Annotated in this window: 19 protein-coding genes; 6 read left to right on the top strand and 13 right to left on the bottom strand. The window is 75.5% G+C overall.

Going from position 1 to position 17,898, the window contains the following annotated elements; genetic code table 11:
* Nucleotides 1-447 (bottom strand): hypothetical protein, encoded by a 447-nt coding sequence (locus G8D98_RS15290; RefSeq protein WP_187566777.1) that lies wholly within the window; start codon nt 445-447, stop codon nt 1-3.
* A gap of 561 nt (nt 448-1,008) precedes the next feature.
* On the opposite strand from G8D98_RS15290, the gene G8D98_RS00180 reads away from it, so the two are divergent.
* The gene (locus G8D98_RS00180; RefSeq protein ID WP_166097562.1) at nt 1,009-1,257 is read left to right on the top strand and encodes a hypothetical protein; all 249 of its coding nucleotides are present in this window, start codon (nt 1,009-1,011) and stop codon (nt 1,255-1,257) included.
* Nucleotides 1,258-1,270: 13 nt separating this feature from the next.
* Here the strand turns inward: G8D98_RS00180 and G8D98_RS00175 are convergent, their stop codons facing one another.
* Nucleotides 1,271-1,897 (bottom strand): HhH-GDP family DNA glycosylase, encoded by a 627-nt coding sequence (locus G8D98_RS00175; protein WP_166097560.1) that lies wholly within the window; start codon nt 1,895-1,897, stop codon nt 1,271-1,273.
* A gap of 174 nt (nt 1,898-2,071) precedes the next feature.
* On the opposite strand from G8D98_RS00175, the gene G8D98_RS00170 reads away from it, so the two are divergent.
* From G8D98_RS00170 to G8D98_RS00160, 3 genes are all read left to right on the top strand, one after another.
* Nucleotides 2,072-2,548, top strand: a complete 477-nt coding sequence (locus G8D98_RS00170) for a CoA-binding protein (protein ID WP_166097558.1) — start codon at nt 2,072-2,074, stop codon at nt 2,546-2,548.
* Between the two features lie 78 nt (nt 2,549-2,626).
* Entirely contained in the window at nt 2,627-3,769 is a 1,143-nt protein-coding gene (locus tag G8D98_RS00165) for a polysaccharide pyruvyl transferase family protein (protein ID WP_166097555.1), read from the top strand.
* Between the two features lie 106 nt (nt 3,770-3,875).
* Entirely contained in the window at nt 3,876-5,930 is a 2,055-nt protein-coding gene (locus tag G8D98_RS00160) for a HelD family protein (protein WP_229661725.1), read from the top strand.
* Here the strand turns inward: G8D98_RS00160 and G8D98_RS00155 are convergent.
* From G8D98_RS00155 to G8D98_RS00105, 11 genes are all read right to left on the bottom strand, one after another.
* Entirely contained in the window at nt 5,838-7,343 is a 1,506-nt protein-coding gene (locus G8D98_RS00155; RefSeq protein ID WP_166097553.1) for a pyridoxal phosphate-dependent decarboxylase family protein, read from the bottom strand. The genes G8D98_RS00160 and G8D98_RS00155 overlap by 93 nt on opposite strands.
* Nucleotides 7,344-7,395: 52 nt before the next feature.
* Nucleotides 7,396-8,316 (bottom strand): hypothetical protein, encoded by a 921-nt coding sequence (locus tag G8D98_RS00150; RefSeq protein WP_166097550.1) that lies wholly within the window; start codon nt 8,314-8,316, stop codon nt 7,396-7,398.
* 389 nt (nt 8,317-8,705) lie between these two features.
* On the bottom strand, nt 8,706-9,077 hold the full coding sequence (locus G8D98_RS00145; protein WP_166097547.1) for a cupin domain-containing protein: 372 nt from the start codon (nt 9,075-9,077) through the stop codon (nt 8,706-8,708).
* Between the two features lie 5 nt (nt 9,078-9,082).
* Nucleotides 9,083-10,474 (bottom strand): dihydrolipoyl dehydrogenase, encoded by a 1,392-nt coding sequence (gene lpdA, locus G8D98_RS00140; protein WP_166097544.1) that lies wholly within the window; start codon nt 10,472-10,474, stop codon nt 9,083-9,085.
* Nucleotides 10,475-10,507: 33 nt separating this feature from the next.
* Nucleotides 10,508-12,502: a penicillin-binding protein 2 gene (gene mrdA, locus G8D98_RS00135; protein WP_166097540.1), complete on the bottom strand. Its 1,995-nt coding sequence runs from the start codon at nt 12,500-12,502 to the stop codon at nt 10,508-10,510.
* The gene (gene mreD, locus G8D98_RS00130; RefSeq protein WP_166097538.1) at nt 12,499-12,990 is read right to left on the bottom strand and encodes a rod shape-determining protein MreD; all 492 of its coding nucleotides are present in this window, start codon (nt 12,988-12,990) and stop codon (nt 12,499-12,501) included. The genes mrdA and mreD overlap by 4 nt, the downstream gene beginning before the upstream one ends.
* Nucleotides 12,987-13,787: a rod shape-determining protein MreC gene (gene mreC, locus G8D98_RS00125; RefSeq protein WP_166097536.1), complete on the bottom strand. Its 801-nt coding sequence runs from the start codon at nt 13,785-13,787 to the stop codon at nt 12,987-12,989. The genes mreD and mreC overlap by 4 nt, the downstream gene beginning before the upstream one ends.
* A 23-nt stretch (nt 13,788-13,810) precedes the next feature.
* Nucleotides 13,811-14,845, bottom strand: coding sequence for a rod shape-determining protein (gene mreB / locus G8D98_RS00120; RefSeq protein WP_166097534.1), 1,035 nt, complete (start codon nt 14,843-14,845; stop codon nt 13,811-13,813).
* A gap of 67 nt (nt 14,846-14,912) precedes the next feature.
* Nucleotides 14,913-15,335, bottom strand: a complete 423-nt coding sequence (ndk, locus tag G8D98_RS00115) for a nucleoside-diphosphate kinase (protein ID WP_166097531.1) — start codon at nt 15,333-15,335, stop codon at nt 14,913-14,915.
* A 9-nt stretch (nt 15,336-15,344) separates the two neighbouring features.
* The gene (locus tag G8D98_RS00110) at nt 15,345-15,758 is read right to left on the bottom strand and encodes a DUF4233 domain-containing protein (protein ID WP_166097529.1); all 414 of its coding nucleotides are present in this window, start codon (nt 15,756-15,758) and stop codon (nt 15,345-15,347) included.
* Complete coding sequence (locus G8D98_RS00105; protein WP_166097528.1) at nt 15,755-16,030, bottom strand: hypothetical protein; 276 nt, start codon at nt 16,028-16,030, stop codon at nt 15,755-15,757. Before G8D98_RS00105 ends, G8D98_RS00110 begins: the two co-directional genes overlap by 4 nt.
* An 82-nt stretch (nt 16,031-16,112) precedes the next feature.
* Here G8D98_RS00105 and G8D98_RS00100 point away from each other — a divergent pair, with 82 nt between their 5' ends.
* Together G8D98_RS00100 and G8D98_RS00095 are read left to right on the top strand one after the other, a co-directional pair.
* The gene (locus G8D98_RS00100) at nt 16,113-17,288 is read left to right on the top strand and encodes a sensor histidine kinase (RefSeq protein WP_166097526.1); all 1,176 of its coding nucleotides are present in this window, start codon (nt 16,113-16,115) and stop codon (nt 17,286-17,288) included.
* Nucleotides 17,285-17,896 carry a response regulator transcription factor gene (locus G8D98_RS00095; RefSeq protein WP_166097523.1) on the top strand — a complete coding sequence of 204 codons (612 nt, stop codon included), beginning with the start codon at nt 17,285-17,287 and terminating at the stop codon, nt 17,894-17,896. Before G8D98_RS00100 ends, G8D98_RS00095 begins: the two co-directional genes overlap by 4 nt.
* Nucleotides 17,897-17,898: the final 2 nt, after the last annotated feature.

The following is a 17,898-nucleotide window of genomic DNA, read 5'->3' as shown; positions in this document are numbered from 1 at the left end:
TCACCCGGGGGCCAATCGACCTGCCTCCGAGAGAAATTGGTGCTCACCACAACCGCCACGAGGCCGGGTCCCGGCGAGGTCGCCCAGGCCGCACGCCTCGCGCGTGGGCTGGTCGAGCGGGCCCTCCGCCCAGCCACCTGCACGGGGTCGGTCCAGGAGTGGTCGGCCGCCCTCGGTGAGCTGCAGGCGCTGGCCGGTGTCGTCACGGCCGCGCAGGACGAGGCGATCGTCCGGCTCGCCGCCATCGAGCCCGAGGTCCTCGAGACCGGCGAGGTGGTCCAGACCCACCGGGCGCTCGGCCACGTCTCGCTCGACGCCCCGCCGATCGTGTCCGGGGTCCTCAACGTCACGGCCGTCCATGCGGAGCGTCGGGTGCGGGAGGCCGCCCGCCGCGCCGCCGACGGCCCCGAAGGAACCGCCTCGCACACCGGTCTCGGCGGGCTCCACGCGGCGATGGCCGCGGGGCGGCTCGACGGCTACCGGGCCGGGGTCGTCGCCGACGAGCTGGAGGAGGTCCCCGCCGCGGTGGCGGCCACCGCCGTCGAGGCTCTCCAGGGGTGGTTCGAGCGGGAGGACGGCACCCGGTTGCGCGCGCGGGCCCGCCGTGCCCTGGCCGGCGATCGACGCCCTCGCCCAGCAGTACGTCGCCGACGGCCTGCTCGAGCGGGTGGACCGGGCTCGCGCCAAGGCACTCACCGACCTCGTGACGGGCCACGCCACCGTCGACCTGCGCGTCCACGTGCTCAGCCCCGCGCAGACTCCGGACCCGGGGCTCCCCGCCGGCCCCGCACCCGCCGGGGAGCCCGGCGACCTCGTCGTCCTCCACGGCGCCGTGCCGGGCGGTCCGGTGCTCGTCGCCCGTGGCTGGCTCGACCGGGCCGTCGCCGCGACCCCTCGGCGCGCCGACCGGTACGGCCGGCCCGTCAAGGCCCGCGACGGACGCTGCAGGTTCCCCGGCTGCCACGTCGCCGCCCGCTTCTGCGACATCCGGTCGACCACCGTGCCCTCGTGCTGCCCGACACCGGGACCGACGCCGACGACCCGCGCGGCGAGCCGAGCCTGGTCCTCCCGGACGGACCACACTCCGCGCTGGAGCTCCACCTCGACCAGCGCCTGGGCGGGCGCACACCTCGCCCCCGGGGCTGCCGTGTCGAGCTCAGCCGGGCCGTGGGGCGGCCGGTCGACCGGCTCCTGCTGGCCGCCGACCGCCACGGGCCCCCACGGCCACCCCGGCGTCCGGACACCCCACCCCTCTGACACGCGCTGGCCGTCACCCCACCCGCACCAGGGCGGCGGCGAGCTCGGCGACCCGGCCCCGCGGCGCCAGCTCGGCCAGCCGGCGCGGGTCGGTGGGCAGCCCACGGGTCCGCGCGCCGGCGAGCGCGCGCTCGTCGAAGAACGGACCGACCTGCGGCCACACCGCCTGGACCTCGCGGCAGAAGATGTCGGCGCCCGTGGGCCCGATCCCGGTGAACGCGGTCAGCCCCTCCCTCAGGGTCGTCAGGTCACCGCCGTCGGGGGGACGCAGCCGTCGCAGGTCACCGCCGTGGTCCTGCTCGAGGCGGTGGCACAGCTCCTCGAGCCGGGTGGCCGTCGACTCGTCGTAGCGCCGGTACCCGCCCCGGCCCAGCGCGTCGACGCGCTCCTGCCAGGTCGAGCCGAGCAGCCGTGTCGGGGTGCGCCAGCCCGCGGCCCACAGCTCGCGCGCGGTGGCGACCGCGACCCCGGCCGAGATACGGGTCGACGCGAGCAGCGTGAGCACGAGCAGCTGGAACAGGGGGGCGGGCTTGTCGCGCAGGGTGATGCCGGCCTCCCGCGCGAGGGTACGACCGTGCTCCTCGAGCAGGGCCCGGACCTCGTCGGCCGGGGCGCGACCCCGGTCCGTCCCGGTGCTCATCGGCCTCTCCTCACCTCGTCGGGGACACCGTCGCACTACCCCGTCCGACCCCAGCCGACACCCGGCGCGGCCCAGCCGCGCAGTCGTCGAGCCGGCACGCCGGGTGTGGCGCGCGGAACAGCGCGTCCCGCGCGCCGGTGGGAGCATCGAAGGCGCAACCGAAGGGATGCCCCCATGACCACGACCAAGGACGCAGCCCAGGACTTCCTCGCCCACCACCGGGTCGCCGTCACCGGCGTGTCCCACGCGCCCAAGGGCCACGGGAGCAACGCCGTCTACACCTTCCTGCGCGACCACGGCTACGAGGTCTTCGCGGTCAACCCCACGGTCGAGCAGGTCGAGGGCGACCCGGCCTACCCCAACCTCCAGTCGGTGCCCGGCGGCGTCGAGGCCGTCGTCATCGCGACCGCACCCGAGCGCGCCCAGCAGACGATGGAGGAAGCCGCGGACTGCGGGGTGCGCACCGTGTGGATGCACCGCTCGATCGGCGGCGGCTCGGTCTCCCCGGAGGCCGCCGCCTGGGGGCGGGCCCACGGGATGACGGTGATCGACGGCGGCTGTCCGCTGATGTTCCACCCCGAGGGCGACCGGGGCCACCGGATGATGTGCCGCCTGTTCACCTGGACCGGGAAGGTGCCTCGCTCCGTCTGAGGATGCGCCCCTCCGCGCCGATGTTGGGCATGATGTGCAGGCACCGGGGCAGCCGGTGCTCTCGGCCTGGAGGGCAACGTGGCAGCACCCGACATCGTGTACCTGGTCTCGACGGCCGGGCACCCCAACTACGGCGACGAGCTCATCGCACGGGGCTGGCTGGCCTACCTCGCGGCCCGGCGGCCGCATGCCGACGTCTGGCTCGACTGCCCCGAGCCCGGTCGGGCGGCCGTGCTCCTCGCAGGCGCCCACCCACGCCTGCACGTCACCGACACGATGTGGCGCGTGGCCCTGAGCCACGACAGTGAGGACCGCGGGGCCGCCCACGCCGCCGTGCGACACCGGGTCAGCCACCTGGGGACCCCCCGGGAGGACCTGGGCCTCCAGCTCGCCGCCAGGGCGCGGTCGGTGCACCTGCTCGGCGGGGGTCACCTGGTGGCAGCCTGGCCGGCGAACCTCCTGCTGACCTCGCTGGCCTCCCAGATGGCGCGCGAGCACGACGTCCCCGTCGTCATGACAGGGGTGGGGCTGGTCCCGATGGGCGACGCGGACACCGAGCTGGTGCGTGCCGCACTGGCCGACTTCGCGTACGCGGATGCCCGCGACCCCCTCTCGGCCCAGCGCTTCGGGATACCCGTGCGCCCGGACGACGCGTTCCTTGCCCTCGGGCAGGGTGCGGTCGTCCTCGACCGTCGACCCGCGCCTCGGGGGATGGTCCTCCTCCAGGGCGACCTCCACGACCGTGCGCGAATGACCCAGGCCCTCGATGCCTCGCTGGATGTCATGCGCGCGGAGGGCCTGGAAGGGCAGGAGATCGGCGTGGTCGAGGCCATCCCCCCGGAGGACTCCTGGCTGCTGGACGCCGTGCGCGAGCGCTGGCCGTCCGTGCGGTTCTACCCCTTCGGTGAGGTCTGGACCGAGGGCCTGCCGGTCGGTCCCGACCAGGTGTGGGTGACGAGCCGCTTCCACATCCACCTGGTCGCCGCCGCTGTCGGAGCTCGCGGCATCGCCGTCAACACCGGTCTCGAGTACTACCGGGTCAAGCACGAGTCACTGCTTCGGCTCGGCACCGGGTGGGCTCTCGCCGAGGCGGGGGCACCCTGGCCGTCGGCCACGGTGGATCCGACCTTTCCGCAGCGGGCGCTCCGGGCGAGCGAGGAGCGACGGCAGGTGGCGGACACCCTCTACCCGCACCAGGACCCGACGGCCCGAGGTCGCTAGCCGGTCGGCGCGACCACCTCGAGCCGTCGGGGCGTGCCGCGCGGGGTGCTACTCTCCTCGGTTCGCCAGCATGCGACCAACACCCCACCCAGGAGGCGGACCCGCCGTGCCCACGCCCGCCGCCGACCTGACCACCTCATCCCCCGACACCGTGCTCGCCGCCGAGCGGGCCCACCTCGAGTACGCCCGTGACCAGCTGCGCCGCATGCAGGCGAGCGCCGCCTCCCTCGACGCCAGCACCGCGAGCGACCCGCTCAACGCCGCCGTGCTCAGCGGCGTCCTCGCCCGTCGCGTGGCCTCGCTGCAGGAGGACCCCAGCACGACGCTGTTCTTCGGCCGGATGGACCAGCGCAGCGCGCACGGGTCGGAGACCTTCCACATCGGCCGGCGGCACGTCAGTGACGTCCGGGGTGACCCGGTCGTCGTCGACTGGCGCGCTCCGGTCTCGACGGCGTTCTACCGGGCCTCCGCGACCGACCCGATGGGGGTCGAGCTGCGCCGCCGCTTCGGGGTCGACCAGGGCCGGCTGACGGCCTACGAGGACGAGCACCTGACGAGCGGAGAGCGCAGCGCTCGCTCCGCCCTGCTCGCGGCCGAGGTCGAACGCCCCCGCTCGGGGCCGATGCGGGACATCGTCTCGACGATCCAGCCCGAGCAGGACGAGGTCGTCCGCTCCGACCTGGGGAGGAGCCTTTGCGTCCAGGGCGCGCCGGGGACCGGGAAGACCGCCGTCGGTCTGCACCGCGCCGCCTGGCTGCTCTACTCCTTCCGCGGCCGGCTGGAACGCTCGGGCGTGCTCGTCGTCGGACCCAACCGGGCCTTCCTCGAGCATGTGGGCGCCGTCCTGCCCTCGCTCGGCGAGGTGCGTGTCCGGCACGCGACCGTCGACGCGCTGCTCGCCCACGACACCGTCCGCGCCGAGGACTCCCCGCAGGTCGCCCTCCTCAAGGGGGACGAGCGGATGGCCGAGGTGCTGCGCCGCGCCGTGTGGCAGGACCTCGGCCGTCCTCGGGAACCACTCGTCCTCCCCCGTGGGGCGCGGCGCTGGCAGGTGCCCGCATCCGAGGTGCAGGACGAGATGGACGCCCTCGTCCGACGCGGGCTGCGGTACTCCGCGGCCCGCGAGCTCCTCCCCCGGCGGCTCGCCCACCTCGTGATGCTGCGCCTGGAGCGCTCCGGTGACTTCCCGGGCGACCGGGCCCAGGAGGCGATCGCCCGCTCGGCGCCGGTCCGGGCCTACGCCGCGGCGCTGTGGCCCGCTCTGGACCCGGCCACCCTGCTCGCCCGGCTGCTCTCGGACGCCGACGCCCTGGCGGCCGCGGCCGACGGCCTCCTCACCGAGGCCGAGCAGCACACCCTGCGGTGGTCGGCCCCGCCCCGCAGCGCGCGGGCGGCCCGGTGGAGCCGCGCGGACATGGCACTGCTCGACGAGCTCGCCGACCTGCTCGAGCGCACCCCGAGCCTCGGGCACGTGGTCCTCGACGAGGCACAGGACCTCTCCCCCATGCAGCTGCGCGCGGTCGGGCGCCGGGCGAGCACCGGCAGCATCACCGTGCTCGGGGACCTCGCCCAGGGCACGACCCCCTGGGCGGCCACCTCGTGGAGGGAGGCCATGGGTCACCTCGGGCGTCCCGAGCACGAGCTCGTCGTCCTCGACCGCGGCTTCAGGGTGCCCGGTCTCGTCATCGACTTCGCGGCCCGCCTGTTGCCGGTGATCGCCCCGGGGCTGGGCGCCCCCCGCTCGGTCCGCGACAACCCGGGCCGGCTCGACATCGTGGCCGCCGACCCCGCGAGGCGCTCGGCCGCCGTCGTGGAGGCGGTCGGCGCGGCAACCGGCGAGCCGGGGTCGGTCGGGGTCATCGTCCCGGATGCCTTCACCGACGCGATCGCCCGGGCGCTCGAGCGGGCGGGCATCGCCCACGGGCGGCTCGACGCGGACCACGGGGACGACGAGGACCGGCAGGTGGAGCTGGTCCCGGCGAGCATCGCCAAGGGCCTGGAGTTCGACCGGGTCGTCGTCGTCGAACCGTCCGCCATCGCCGCCGCGGAACCCGACGAGCGGACCGGACTACGGCGTCTCTACGTCGTCCTCACCCGCGCGGTCTCCGGCCTCACCGTGGTCCACTCCGAGCCCCTGCCCGGGGCGCTCGGAGCCGGATGACCCGCTCGCCGTCTCCCGCAGGAGCTGCCACAGCTGCTCGACATGCCCGCGCTCGGTGGCCTCGGCGCCGATGCTCACCCGCACCATCCAGCGGCCCTCGAGCCGGCTCGCGCCGAGGAAGGCCCGGCCCGTGGCGTTGACAGCGTCGACCCAGGCCAGCGTGTGCGCGTCGAGGGCGTCGCCCGTCAGGCCCTCCGGCTCGTGCCGGATGCACACGGTCTGCAGCGTGACCGGCGCCAGGACCCGCCACCCCGGCTCGGCCTCGACCTGTGCCGCCAGCCAGCGCGCGTTGGCGAGGTCGCGCCGCAGGCGGTGCCGGACGGACTCGACGCCGTCGAGCCGCAGCTGGAACCACAGCTTGAGCGCGCGGAAGCGCCTACCGAGCGGGATCCCCCAGTCCTTGTACTGGACGACCTGCTCGTCGGTCGCGGCCTGCAGGTAGCTCGGCGTCGTCGACATCACCGACACGAGGTGGTCGACGTCGCGGACGTAGAGCAGCGAGGTGTCCAGGACGGTCCCCATCCACTTGTGCGGGTTCCACGCCAGGGAGTCGGCGGAGTCGACGCCGTCGAAGAGGTGGCGCATCTCGGGCAGGAGCATCGCCGAGCCCGCCATGGCGGCGTCCACGTGGACCCACGCGCCGTGCTCGCGGGCCACCTCGACCACCGCCCGCACCGGGTCCATCGCCGTCGTCGCCGTCGTGCCCACCGTGGCGACCACTGCCGCCGGGACCCGGCCCGCGGCCGCGTCCTCGGCCATCGCGTGGCGCAGGTCCTGGGTGTCCATGGCGTACGTCGCGGGGTCGACGGCGACCTGCCGGAGGTTGTCGGCACCGAAGCCCGCGAGCAGCGCACCCTTGGCCACCGAGCTGTGCGCCTCGGGCGAGGTGTAGACGACCAGCGGCGCCTGAAGAGCCTGGAGACCGCCACGGTGCTCGCAGCCGTCGCCGGCGCGCTCCCGGGCGGCGAGCAGCGCGACGAGGCAGCCGGTCGAGGCGGTGTCCTGGATGGCGCCACGCCAGTGCGGCGAGAGCCCGCACAGCTCGCGCAGCCAGTCGGTGAGGACCTGCTCGAGCTCGGTGAGCGCCGGCGCCGACTGCCAGGTGATGCCGAGCGCGCCCAGGCCACCGGAGGCGAGGTCGCCGAGGACCGAGGCGAGACCGGCGTTGCTCGGGAACCAGCCGTAGAAGCCCGGGTGCTGGGTCTGGGTCACCCCGGGCACGACGACCGCCTCGAGGTCGGCCAGCACCTCGTCGAACGCCTCCGGAGCCGTCGGCGGGTGCGCCGGAAGGGCGGCGCGCACCTCGCCGGGCCGCACCTGCGCCGCGACCGGCAGATCGGGGACACGCGCGCGGTGGTCGGCGATCCAGTCGATCAGCGCGTGGCCGGCGGTGCGGAACTCCTCGGGCGTCATGGCGCCATTCTCCTCGCAGACCGGCGGCGCACGGAGGGCGCCCGCCCCCCGGCTACGAGGTGCGAGCGCTCACCCGAGGCGTCCCGCCGAGGTCGCCGGGAGCGGTCTCGGGCGTCGTCCTCACGGGCACCGAGACCAGGGCCGAGGAGTCGGTGACGGTGAAGGTCTGGGCATGGCAGGTCGCCGTCGGGAGCGTGGTCACGGTGTACGGCGACCGGGACGAGCCGTCGCCCCCGCCGACGACGACCGGGACACGAGGAGTGCCGGACTCGGCCTGGCACGCCTCGAGGCCGAGCAGGGTCCACAGCCGGGTACCCGCCGCCGAGTCCACCCGGACCAGCTCACCGACCGCCGGCACCGCCGGTGCGGTACCGGTGCCGGAGCTCGAGAGGGCGAGCAGGAAGCCGATGCCACCGGTGGCCGCCACGACCCCCGCGCCGACCATGCGGAGGGTCGCCGAGCGGGACAGGCCTCGGGAGAGGGTGAAGTACTCGGCACGGTCGAGCAGGTCGGCGCGGGCCGCCCGGTAGACCGCGAGGTTGTGCAGCAGCACTCTGCGCTCCCGCTGGAGATCCTCCAGCCGGGCTGCGGTCCCTGCCGGTGGGTCCCCCTGCTGAAGCGCCGCCTCGGCCGAGCTGACCTCCTCGCCCACGGTGTAGAGGGCGCGACGCACCGCGTTCAGCCGCGTCTGCAGGCGCGCCACCGTGGGGCAGTCGTCCGGCAGGACCGCACCTGCCCCGGCCCCTTCGACCTCGGCCACGAAGGCGGCCGGCAGCCGGGTCAGCTCGTACATCTGGGGTCGGAGCACACCCATCGCCAGCGTGATGAGCCACCCCACGCCGAGCAGCCCGGCGACACCCGCGGCGAACGCCAGGCTCAGCTGCCACGGGTGCTCCTGCCAGTCGATCCGGGGGGTGGCCACGAAGCCCTTCGCGAAGAGCAGGGCACCGACGGCGGCGAGTGCGCTCACCATCCACCGGACGGTCGTGCGCACCGCCTCTGCGCCCGCCGCCCACTCCCGGGGGGCGGGGAGTGTCGGGTCCTCGGGCGATGTCGGGCCCGCGGAGGGCCGGGCCGGCCGGACCGTGGCCGAGAGCGTCCACGACGGGTCGGGACCGTCACTCACAGCAAGGGGTCCGGCCCGCGCTCGTCAGGCCGGTCGGCGTCGACCGGTCGGTCTCCCGGCGACGTCGCGACGTCCAGGACCTCCCACTCCCCCGGTGGGTCGTAGAAGATCTCGGGTCGACCCGTCTCGGGGTCTAGCCGGCGGTCACCGTTGCGGGGCATCGCTCGTCCTCTCCAGCGAAGGGCTGGCGAGAGCGTAGCGAGGAGACCGGCGTGCCGGCCAGACCCGCCGCGGCTTCAGATCCGCTCGACCGTGGCGGTGAGCGGGCCGCCCGCGTCGCCAGTGTTGACGACGCCGCGCGGCTCGATGATCACCGCGTGCACCTCCTCCTCGGCCCGGGGGCAGTGCTCGACGCCCCGCGGGACGACGAACAGCTGCCCGGGGTGCAGGACGACGTCACCGTCGCGAAGCTGGATGGTCAGCACACCGGCGAGGACGAGGAAGAGCTCGTCGACGTCCTCGTGCGTGTGCCAGACGAACTCGCCCTTGACCTTGACGACCTTGACCTCGTCGTCCCCGACCTCGGCGACGGTCTTGGGCGCCCAGTGCTCGGAGAAGAGAGCGAGCTTCTCCGCGAGGTCGACGACGTCGCCGTGCTGGGTCGCCATCGCGCTCAGAGGTTGATCATGTGGCCGGCGATGCCCTCGACGGTCTCCTTGACCGCCTCGGAGAGCGTCGGGTGGGCGAACACGTTGCGGGCCACCTCGTCGGCCGTGAGGTCCCACTTCTGGGCCAGCGTGAGCACGGGCAGCAGCTCGGTGACGTCCGGGCCGATCATGTGGGCGCCGAGGATCTCGTTGTGCTCGGCGTCGGCGACGACCTTGACGAAGCCGACGCCGTCGCCGAGCCCCATCGCCTTGCCGTTGGCACTGAACGGGAACTTGGCCGTCTTGACGTCGTAGCCCTTCTCCTTGGCCTGGGCCTCGGAGTACCCGAAGGAGCCGATCTGCGGGTGGCAGTAGGTGGCGCGGGGGACGAAGTCGTACTCGACGGGCATCGTCTCGGCCCCGGCGAGGTGCTCGGCCGCGACGACACCCTGCGCCTCGGCGACGTGGGCGAGCATGAGCTTGGCCGTGCAGTCGCCGATGGCGTAGACGTTCTCGACGTTCGTGCGGCAGTACTCGTCGATGGCGACCGCACCGCGCTCGGTGAGCTGCACGCCGGTGGACTCCAGGCCGAAGCCCTGCGTCCGGGGGGCGAAGCCGATCGCCGAGAGCAGCTTGTCGGCCTCGAGCACCTCCTCGCTGCCGTCCTTGGAGACGGTGACCTTGACACCGCTGCCGGTGTCCTCCACCGACTCCACCTTGGTCCCGAGGCGGACGTCGACGCCGAGCTTCTTGTAGTGCTTGAGCAGCTCCTTGGAGACCTCCTCGTCCTCGGTCGGGACCATCCGGTCGAGGAACTCGACGATCGTCACCTGGACGCCGAAGTTCTTCATGACGTAGGCGAACTCGACGCCGATGGCGCCCGAGCCGGCGATGACGATGGAGCCGGGCAGGTTCTCGTCGAGGATCTGCTCCTCGTAGGTGACGACGTTCTCGCTGACCTCGACCCCGGGCAACATCCGGGTGACCGCACCGGTGGCGATGACCAGGTGGTCGAAGGTGAGGCTGCGGGTCTCGCCGTCGTTCAGCGCCACGTCCATCGAGGTGGCACTGGTCAGCGTGCCCCAGCCGTCGATCTCCTCGATCTTGTTCTTCTTCATGAGGAAGTGGACGCCCCGGACGATGCCGGCGGAGACCTTGCGCGAGCGCGCGTGGGTGACGCCGTACTTCATCGTCGCCTCGCCCTCGATGCCGTACAGCTCCTTGTCGTGCTGCAGGGTGTGGGCCAGCTCGGCGTTCCTGATGAGCGCCTTGGAGGGGATGCACCCGACGTTGAGGCAGACGCCGCCCCAGTACTTCTTCTCGACGACCGCGACCGTCTTGCCCAGCTGCGCGGCGCGGATCGCCGCGACGTACCCACCGGGTCCAGCACCGAGCACCACGACGTCGAAGTCAGCCATGGCGCTCAGCCTATCCGCCGGTCGACGCGCCGCTCACCCCAGGCCGCGCAGGGCGAGCAGCACCCGCTGGACGGCCGGGGCCGCCGAGGCGTCGCCGTAGCCGCCGCGGTGCACGACGGCCGTGACCACCCACTGTGGGTGGTCCGCCGGTGCGTAGGCCGCGAACCACGAGGTGTCCCGCTCCCCGACCTGCTCCGCCGTGCCGGTCTTGCCCGCCACCGGCCAGTCCGCGGGCTCGTCGGCGAAGACCCGGGCCGCGGTCCCGTCCGTCACGACCCCCCGCAGCGCCCGGCGCAGGTAGCGCCCGAGGCGCCGGTCCAGGGGTGCAGAGACCCGCGGGCCGGCCGGCACGGCCGTGCGCTCCCCGGTGGAGGTGTCGACCGTGGCCGCCGCCACCCGGGGGGTCGGCCGGGTGCCGCCGTTGCCGAGCGCCGCGTACATGACCGCCAGCTGCAACGGCGTCGCGAGGGTGTCGCCCTGCCCGATGGCGAGGTTCGCGGCGTCTCCCCCGCGCAGCTGCCACCCCGACGCGCAGTTCTCCCGGGCGACCGCCCGCAGGTAGCGGCGGCGGGCGGCGTCGGCCACCTCGGGGTACCCCTCCCGGGCACGCCGGCACAGCTCCTCCTTGCTCGCCTCCCAGGTCTGCCGCCGCCAGGCACGGTCCGGGACCCGACCGGCGCTCTCCCCGGGCAGGTCGACCCCGGTCCGGGTCCCGAGGCCGAACCCCCGGGCCGCCCGGGCGAACGGGTCCGCGGCGTCCACGCCTGCCGAGACCCCGCCCTGGTCCTGCCAGGCCCGGTAGGCGACGTCGTAGAAGACGGTGTCGCACGAGGTCTCCACGGCGCGCTCCAGGCTCATCAGGCCCCGGTCGTAGCTCTCGTGGTTGCGGAAGACCCGGTCGCCGATGCGGTACTGCGCCGGGCAGTCGTACAGCCCGGAGAGCGGGTTGCCGGCGCGCACCGCGGCGACGACGGAGGAGGGCTTGACCGTGCTGCCCGGGGGCAGGGCGACGGCGGTGGCGCGCGAGAGCAGGGGGGTCCCCGCGTCCTCGTCGGTCAGGTCGGCGTAGTCGGCCGCGGAGATCCCGCCGGTCCACACGTTCGGGTCGTACGTCGGGGCGCTGGCGAGGGCGACGACGGCACCGCTCGTGGCGTCGAGGGCCACCACGGCACCGGAGTCCGCCCGGCCGCCCCCGCCGCGGGCCCGGTCGGTGGCGATGGCGTCGGCCAGGGCGCGCTCGGCGGCGGCCTGGGCGTCCACGTCGAGCGAGGTGACCAGGTCGCGCCCGGGAACCGGCTCGGTCCGCGAGACGACCCCCGTGACGAGCCCCCGGGCGTCGACCGCGACGACCGTCCGGCCCGGGGTGCCGCGCAGGACGTCGTCGTACTCCTGCTCCAGCCCCGAGCGCCCGACGAGGTCGCCGGCACCGATGTCGGGGTCGTCGGCGACCTCCTGTGCGGTGGCCTGCCCGAGGTAGCCGAGGACGTGGGCGGCGCTCACCCCCTCCGGGCGCGGGTAGACGCGCACGGGGACGGAGTCGACGGCCACGCCGGGGAACCGGTCGGGCCGCTCGACGAGCGCGAGCGCACGCTGCGGGTCGACGCCGGTCGCGAGCGGCACCGGGACCTGGGGCGAGCCGGACCAGCAGGTCGGTGCCGCCGGCGCCCCCTCCTCCCCGCACAGCCAGGTCCGCCCGAGCAGGCGGGCAGCGGGCAGCCCGAGCACCCTGGCCACCGCCCGGACCTCGGCCTCGGCGGACGGGCGGTCCTCGGCGATGACCCGCCGCTCGAGGGTCACCACCGTGCTCGCCCGGTTCTCGGCGAGCACCCGCCCGGTGCGGTCGAGGATCCGCCCGCGCAGGGCGGGCTCGACGACGGTGCGGGTGTCGAGCGAGGACGCCTGCGCCGAGACGCCGTCGGCACCGGCGAGCTGCACCTGGCCCAGCCGGGTCGCGAGCCCGGCGAAGGCGAGCACGACGACGACGAACGCGGCGGCCAGGCGGCCCCGGTGTCGGCCCACGTCCGTCATCCGAACCGCCTGCGCAGCGCCGCACGCTCGGCACCGACGACGAGCGGGACGGCCAGTGCCGCGGCACTCGCCGTGAGCAGGCACCGGACGGCGACGTCGAGGAGAGAGACCGGCGCCGAGACCGCCAGCGCCCGCACCACCGCCAGGCCCTCGACGACGACGGCCGCCGCCAGCGCGACGGCCGCGACCCGGGGCGCGGCCACCGGGCCCTCGACCCGCCACCGACCGGCGAGCGCCCCGGCCGCGGCGTAGACGAGGGCGTGTGCGCCGAGGAGCCCCCCGCCCGGGGGGACCACGTCGAGGACCCAGCCACCGGCGAGCCCGGCGAGCAGCCCGGCCACCGGGCCCCGCCACAGCGCCCAGGCGACGACGAGGACGAGGAGGAGGTCGGGCACGGGGGCCACGTGCCGCGCGGCGAGCGTCACGGCGAGGACGACCGCCGCGAGCAGCGCGAGCGCCCGCAGCAGGAGAGCGGCGGGGCCTGTCATCGGCCCCCCGTCGCGGCCGGGCGCGGCCGGCTGCGGCTGGCGCCGACGACGACCCCGACGACGTCGAGCGTGCCGGGGTCGACCGCCGGGGTGACGACGCCGGTGGCGGCGAGCCGGCCGGCGCCGGAGCGCACGCGGGTGACGACACCGACGCGGACGCCGGGGGCGAAGGGGCGCCCTCCGGGGCTGCCGAGGGTGCGGACCGTCGCCCCGCGGCGCAGCGGCGCGGTGTCCAGCAGGGCCAGCGACAACGTGCCCGGGTCGGCCACCGGGGCCCCCGGCTGAGCCGTCCCCGACGCCTCGCCGAGGGTGCCGGCGGTGCCGACGCGCACGCCGACGGTGACCTCGGCGGCCCCGAGGAGGAGCACGTCGCTCGTCCACGGCCCGGCCCGCTCGACGCGGCCGACGAGCCCGTCGGCACAGAGCACGGTGCGGTCGGCCTCGACGCCGTCACGGGTCCCGACGTCGATCGTCACCCGCTCGGGGCCGGCCGGGCCGGGGTCGCCCACGGCGACGACCCGCGCGAGGACCAGCGGCATCCCGTCGACCGCCGGGTCCGCGAGCAGCGCCCGGGCCTGAGCGGTGTCGGCGAGCTCGCGCTCGGCGTCGGCCAGCCGGGCGCTCAGCCGCGTGGTCTCGGCGCGCAGGCGGGAGACCTCGTCCTCCCGGGGGCCCACGGCCCGCTCCAGCGGCCCGAGGCCGGCGGCCGCGAACCGTCGGGCGGGGTCGAGGTCGACCGCACCCGAGACGTCGAGGAGGAGGACGAGCACCGAGAGGGCCACGGCGGCCAGGGCCACCCTCCGGAGCGTGGGCGCGCGCCTCACGGCCGCCGGGTGTCGACGAGGACGCGCTCGAGGGTGCCGAACTCCTCGACGCAGCGCCCGGCCCCCCGGGCGACGGCGTGCAGGGGGTCCTCGGCCGCCCGGACGGGCACGCCGAGCTCGTGGGTGAGCCGCTCGTCCAGACCTCGCAGCAGTGCCCCGCCGCCGGTCAGCGCGATGCCGCGCTCGACGACGTCGCCGGCGAGCTCGGGCGGGCAGACGTCGAGCACCGAGCGGACGAGCTCGACGATCTGGGCCACCGGGGTCTCGATCGCCCGGCGCACCTCGGCCGAGGAGATGGCCACCGTCTTGGGCAGCCCGGTGACGAGGTCACGCCCCCGGACCCGCTCGAGGACCTCCTCGCGCAGCGGGAAGGCGGACCCGGCGGCGATCTTCAGGGCCTCGGCGCTGGACTCCCCGAGCAGGAGGGAGTACTCGGCCTTGACGTGGGCGACGATCGCCTCGTCGATCTCGTCGCCGCCGATGCGCACCGTCCGGGAGGTGACGATGCCGCCGAGGCTGATGACGCCGACGTCGGTCGTGCCACCGCCGACGTCGACGACCATCGAGGCCTGGGTGCCCTCGACGGGCAGCCCGGCCCCGATCGCGGCGGCCATCGTCTCCTCGACGACGTACACCCGACGGGCCCCCGAGCGCAGGGTCGCGTCCTCGAGCGCCCGCCGCTCGACGCTCGTGATGTCGCTCGGGACGCAGACGACCACGCGAGGGCGCACGAGGCGCGAGGGGGCCACCCGGTCGACGAACCAGCGGATCATCGACTCGGTGACGTCGGCGTCGGAGATCACCCCGTCCCGCAGCGGCCGCAGGGCGGTGACCGTCTCCGGGGTGCGCCCGAGCATGTCCTTGGCGCGGCGCCCGGCGGCGAGCAGGCGGCTCGTGCCGGCCGCGACGGCGACCACCGAGGGCTCGTCGAGGACGACGCCCCGCCCACGCTCGTAGACGACGGTGTTCGCGGTGCCGAGGTCGATCGCCAGGTCCCTCCCCCGGACCCAGCCGCGCGACCATCCGCTCATGGCCAGCAGGCTAGGTCGCCGGCCACCGGTGTCGTCGGTGCCGCGCCGCAGGGGCGCGCGAGCCCGCTCAGAGCTGCGGGAACCAGATGCCGATCTCGCGGGCCGCCGACTCCGGGGAGTCCGACCCGTGGACGATGTTCTTCTGCACGCCCTCGCCCCAGTCGCGGCCGAGGTCACCGCGGATGGAGCCGGGGGGCGCGAGGGTGGGGTCGGTCGCCCCGGCCAGGGAGCGGAATCCCTCGATGCACCGCTCGCCCTCGATGACCGCCGCCGTCAGCGGGCCCGAGGACATGAACTCCACGAGCGCCTCGAAGAACGGCTTGCCCTCGTGCTCGGCGTAGTGCCGGTGGAGCATCTCGGGGGATGCCGTGAGTACCGACAGCGCCACGAGCCGGTACCCCTTGGCCTCGATCCGGCGCAGCACCTCACCGGTGAGGCCGCGGGCGAAGCCGTCGGGCTTGACGAGGACGAGTGAGCGTTCGCTGGTCACGCCGCCAGCCTAGTCCGCCCCGGGTGTGGTGCTGCCGGCCGCCTGGGCCTCGTGCCGGGCCACGAGGGCGTCGGCGCGCAGCCCCTGGACGAGGAGCAGCACCCACACGGCCGTGAAGACGACGGCGACGCCGACCATCGCCGTGACGAGCAGCGCGCTCGCCCAGGTCAGCGCCTGGACCAGCCAGCCCACGGTGATCCCGACCGGGCGCCGCATGAGGCCGGCGCCGAGGAGCGCGAGGACCGCGAGCCCGACCCCGACCCACAGCAGCCGGTCGCCGTCGGCGGGCCGGGAGTCGGCCACGGCGAGCGCGCGGGCGACGAGCGCGAAGAAGAACAGCACGACGGCCTGGCCGCCGAGGGCCACCGCGAGCAGCCGGAAGGTCAGCCGGCCCTGACGCCCGTAGAGCGGCAGCCCGCTCATGCGGCCGGACCGCCCTGCTTCCACCGGTAGGTCTCCACGGCCGCCCTCGACTGGGCGAGGCCGGCACCGGTCGCCGCCCGGTAGTGGCGCGCGGCGGCCAGCGTCTCGCCCCGCGCCAGCGCCGCGTCGATGACCTGGCGGGCCTCGGCGGGCAGGGTCTCGACCGGGGCGAAGCTCACCTCACCGGACGCGGACGTCGAGCGCACGGCGCGCACGACGTACCAGACGGCCACCACCACCGCGGCGAGCAGGAGCAGCTTGAGCAGGAACATGGCGCCAGCCTAGGTGCCCCGCCGGGCAGGACGTGCGTCCCGGGGCCCCACCCGGGGCGGCCCGTCTGCCACGCTATGGGCCGTGACGGGGTGGCCGTGGGTCAGCAGGCGGGAGGCCGAGGACCTCCTGCCGCCCGCTCCCCGCGACCTCGTCGCCGTCTACCGCGCGCTCGGCCTGCTCTGGCTGGCCTACCTCGCCCAGCCCGTGCTCGCCGGCTGGCGGGCGCGGGACACCGTGCCCGGCGCGCTCGGCCTCGCGGCGGTCCTCGCCTTCGCCGCGGTCTACGCCTGGCACTTCGTGCGCTCCCGCCCGTTGCACCTCGCCGGCCTCGAGGGGCCGGCCCCGGCCCCGCTCCCGTGGGCCGCCCGGGCCCGCTACGGGCTGCTCGCCGGCCTCGTCGCGCTCGCGACGCTGACCCTCGGCCAGGACGCGACGGCCACCTGGGTCTTCCTCGCCATCGCCGGGCTGTGGACCTTCCGCCGCTGGGTGCCCTACGTGCTCGCGGTCGGGCTCATCGTCCTCTACGAGGTGCTCGCCCACCGGGCACCGTCGTGGGAGCGCGACGACAGCCTGAGCATCGCGCTCGCGCTGGCGGTCGTCGCGGTGTCGGGGGTGATGCTCGCCCTGCGCCGCTCCCGCGACCTCGAGGAGGCCCGCCGCGAGAACGCGCGGCTGGCGGTCGAGGAGGAGCGCAACCGGATGGCGCGCGACCTGCACGACGTGCTGGGCCACTCGCTCACCGTCATCCGGGTCAAGTCCGAGCTGGCCGCCCGGCTCGTCGACCTCGACCCCGCCCGGGCACGTGCCGAGGTCGAGGCGGTCGAGACGCTCGCCCGAGAGGCGCTCGGGGACGTCCGGGCGGCCGTGGAGGGCTTCCGGGACATCTCGCTCGCCGCCGAGCTCGCGCGGGCCCGGGCGGCACTGGGCTCGGCGGGCATCGAGGCCGAGCTGCCGTGGCGCGTCGAGGGCATCGACCCGGTCCTCGACGAGCTCTACGCGTGGACCGTGCGCGAAGGGGTGACCAACGTCATCCGGCACAGCGGGGCCCGGCGCTGCACCGTGACGATCGACGAGCGCGGCCTGCGCCTCAGCGACGACGGTGCCGTGGCCTCCGCCGCCGGACGGGCCGCCGGCCACGGCCTGCGCGGCCTGGCCGAACGGGCCCGGACGGCCGGCGCCACCGTGCGCGCCCGCCGCCTCGAGCCGAGCGGGTTCGAGCTCGTCGTCTCCACACCGGCCGCCGGGGGCGGGGCATGACCCCCATCCGGGTCGCCCTCGCCGACGACCAGGCGCTCGTGCGCGGGGCGCTCGCCGCCCTGCTCGACCTCGAGCCCGACCTGTGCGTCGTCGGGCAGGCGGAGAGCGGGGACGAGGTGCTGCGGGTCGTCGCGCAGAGCGCTCCCGACGTCGTCCTCATGGACGTCGAGATGCCCGGTGGGGGCGGTATCGAGGCCACCGTGCGGCTGCACGAGCGCCACCCCGAGGTGCGGGTCCTCGTCGTGACGACCTTCGGACGGCCCGGCTACCTGCGGCGGGCGATCCAGGCCGGCGCCTCCGGGTTCGTCGTCAAGGACACCCCGGCGCACGCGCTCGCCGACGCCGTCCGCCGGGTGCACGCGGGCCTGCGGGTCGTCGACCCGGCCCTGGCCGCCGACTCCGTCGCGCTCGGGGACTCGCCACTCACGCCGCGCGAGACCGAGGTGCTGCGCGCCGCCTCGAGCGGCGCAACCGTCGCCCAGCTCGCCCGCACCCTGCACCTGACCGAGGGCACGGTGCGCAACCACCTCAGCTCGGTCATCGGCAAGACGACGGCTCGCAACCGCGCCGACGCGGTGCGGATCGCGCGCGACGCCGGCTGGCTGTGAGC

The organism is Phycicoccus endophyticus, assembly GCF_011326735.1.
GTDB lineage: Bacteria > Actinomycetota > Actinomycetes > Actinomycetales > Dermatophilaceae > Phycicoccus > Phycicoccus endophyticus.
Note: the sequence above shows the minus strand (reverse complement) of the source record. Positions and strands in the feature narration are given on the sequence as shown.

What these genes read in the sequence shown, in the direction of transcription:
- G8D98_RS00175 (WP_166097560.1), bottom strand. Translation starts at nt 1,897, where the DNA reads ATGAGCACCGGGACGGACCGGGGTCGCGCCCCGGCCGACGAGGTCCGG.
- G8D98_RS00170 (WP_166097558.1), top strand. Translation starts at nt 2,072, where the DNA reads ATGACCACGACCAAGGACGCAGCCCAGGACTTCCTCGCCCACCACCGG.
- G8D98_RS00155 (WP_166097553.1), bottom strand. Translation starts at nt 7,343, where the DNA reads ATGACGCCCGAGGAGTTCCGCACCGCCGGCCACGCGCTGATCGACTGG.
- G8D98_RS00150 (WP_166097550.1), bottom strand. Translation starts at nt 8,316, where the DNA reads ATGGTGAGCGCACTCGCCGCCGTCGGTGCCCTGCTCTTCGCGAAGGGC.
- G8D98_RS00145 (WP_166097547.1), bottom strand. Translation starts at nt 9,077, where the DNA reads ATGGCGACCCAGCACGGCGACGTCGTCGACCTCGCGGAGAAGCTCGCT.
- lpdA (WP_166097544.1), bottom strand. Translation starts at nt 10,474, where the DNA reads ATGGCTGACTTCGACGTCGTGGTGCTCGGTGCTGGACCCGGTGGGTAC.
- mrdA (WP_166097540.1), bottom strand. Translation starts at nt 12,502, where the DNA reads ATGACGGACGTGGGCCGACACCGGGGCCGCCTGGCCGCCGCGTTCGTC.
- mreD (WP_166097538.1), bottom strand. Translation starts at nt 12,990, where the DNA reads ATGACAGGCCCCGCCGCTCTCCTGCTGCGGGCGCTCGCGCTGCTCGCG.
- mreB (WP_166097534.1), bottom strand. Translation starts at nt 14,845, where the DNA reads ATGAGCGGATGGTCGCGCGGCTGGGTCCGGGGGAGGGACCTGGCGATC.
- G8D98_RS00110 (WP_166097529.1), bottom strand. Translation starts at nt 15,758, where the DNA reads ATGAGCGGGCTGCCGCTCTACGGGCGTCAGGGCCGGCTGACCTTCCGG.
- G8D98_RS00105 (WP_166097528.1), bottom strand. Translation starts at nt 16,030, where the DNA reads ATGTTCCTGCTCAAGCTGCTCCTGCTCGCCGCGGTGGTGGTGGCCGTC.
- G8D98_RS00095 (WP_166097523.1), top strand. Translation starts at nt 17,285, where the DNA reads ATGACCCCCATCCGGGTCGCCCTCGCCGACGACCAGGCGCTCGTGCGC.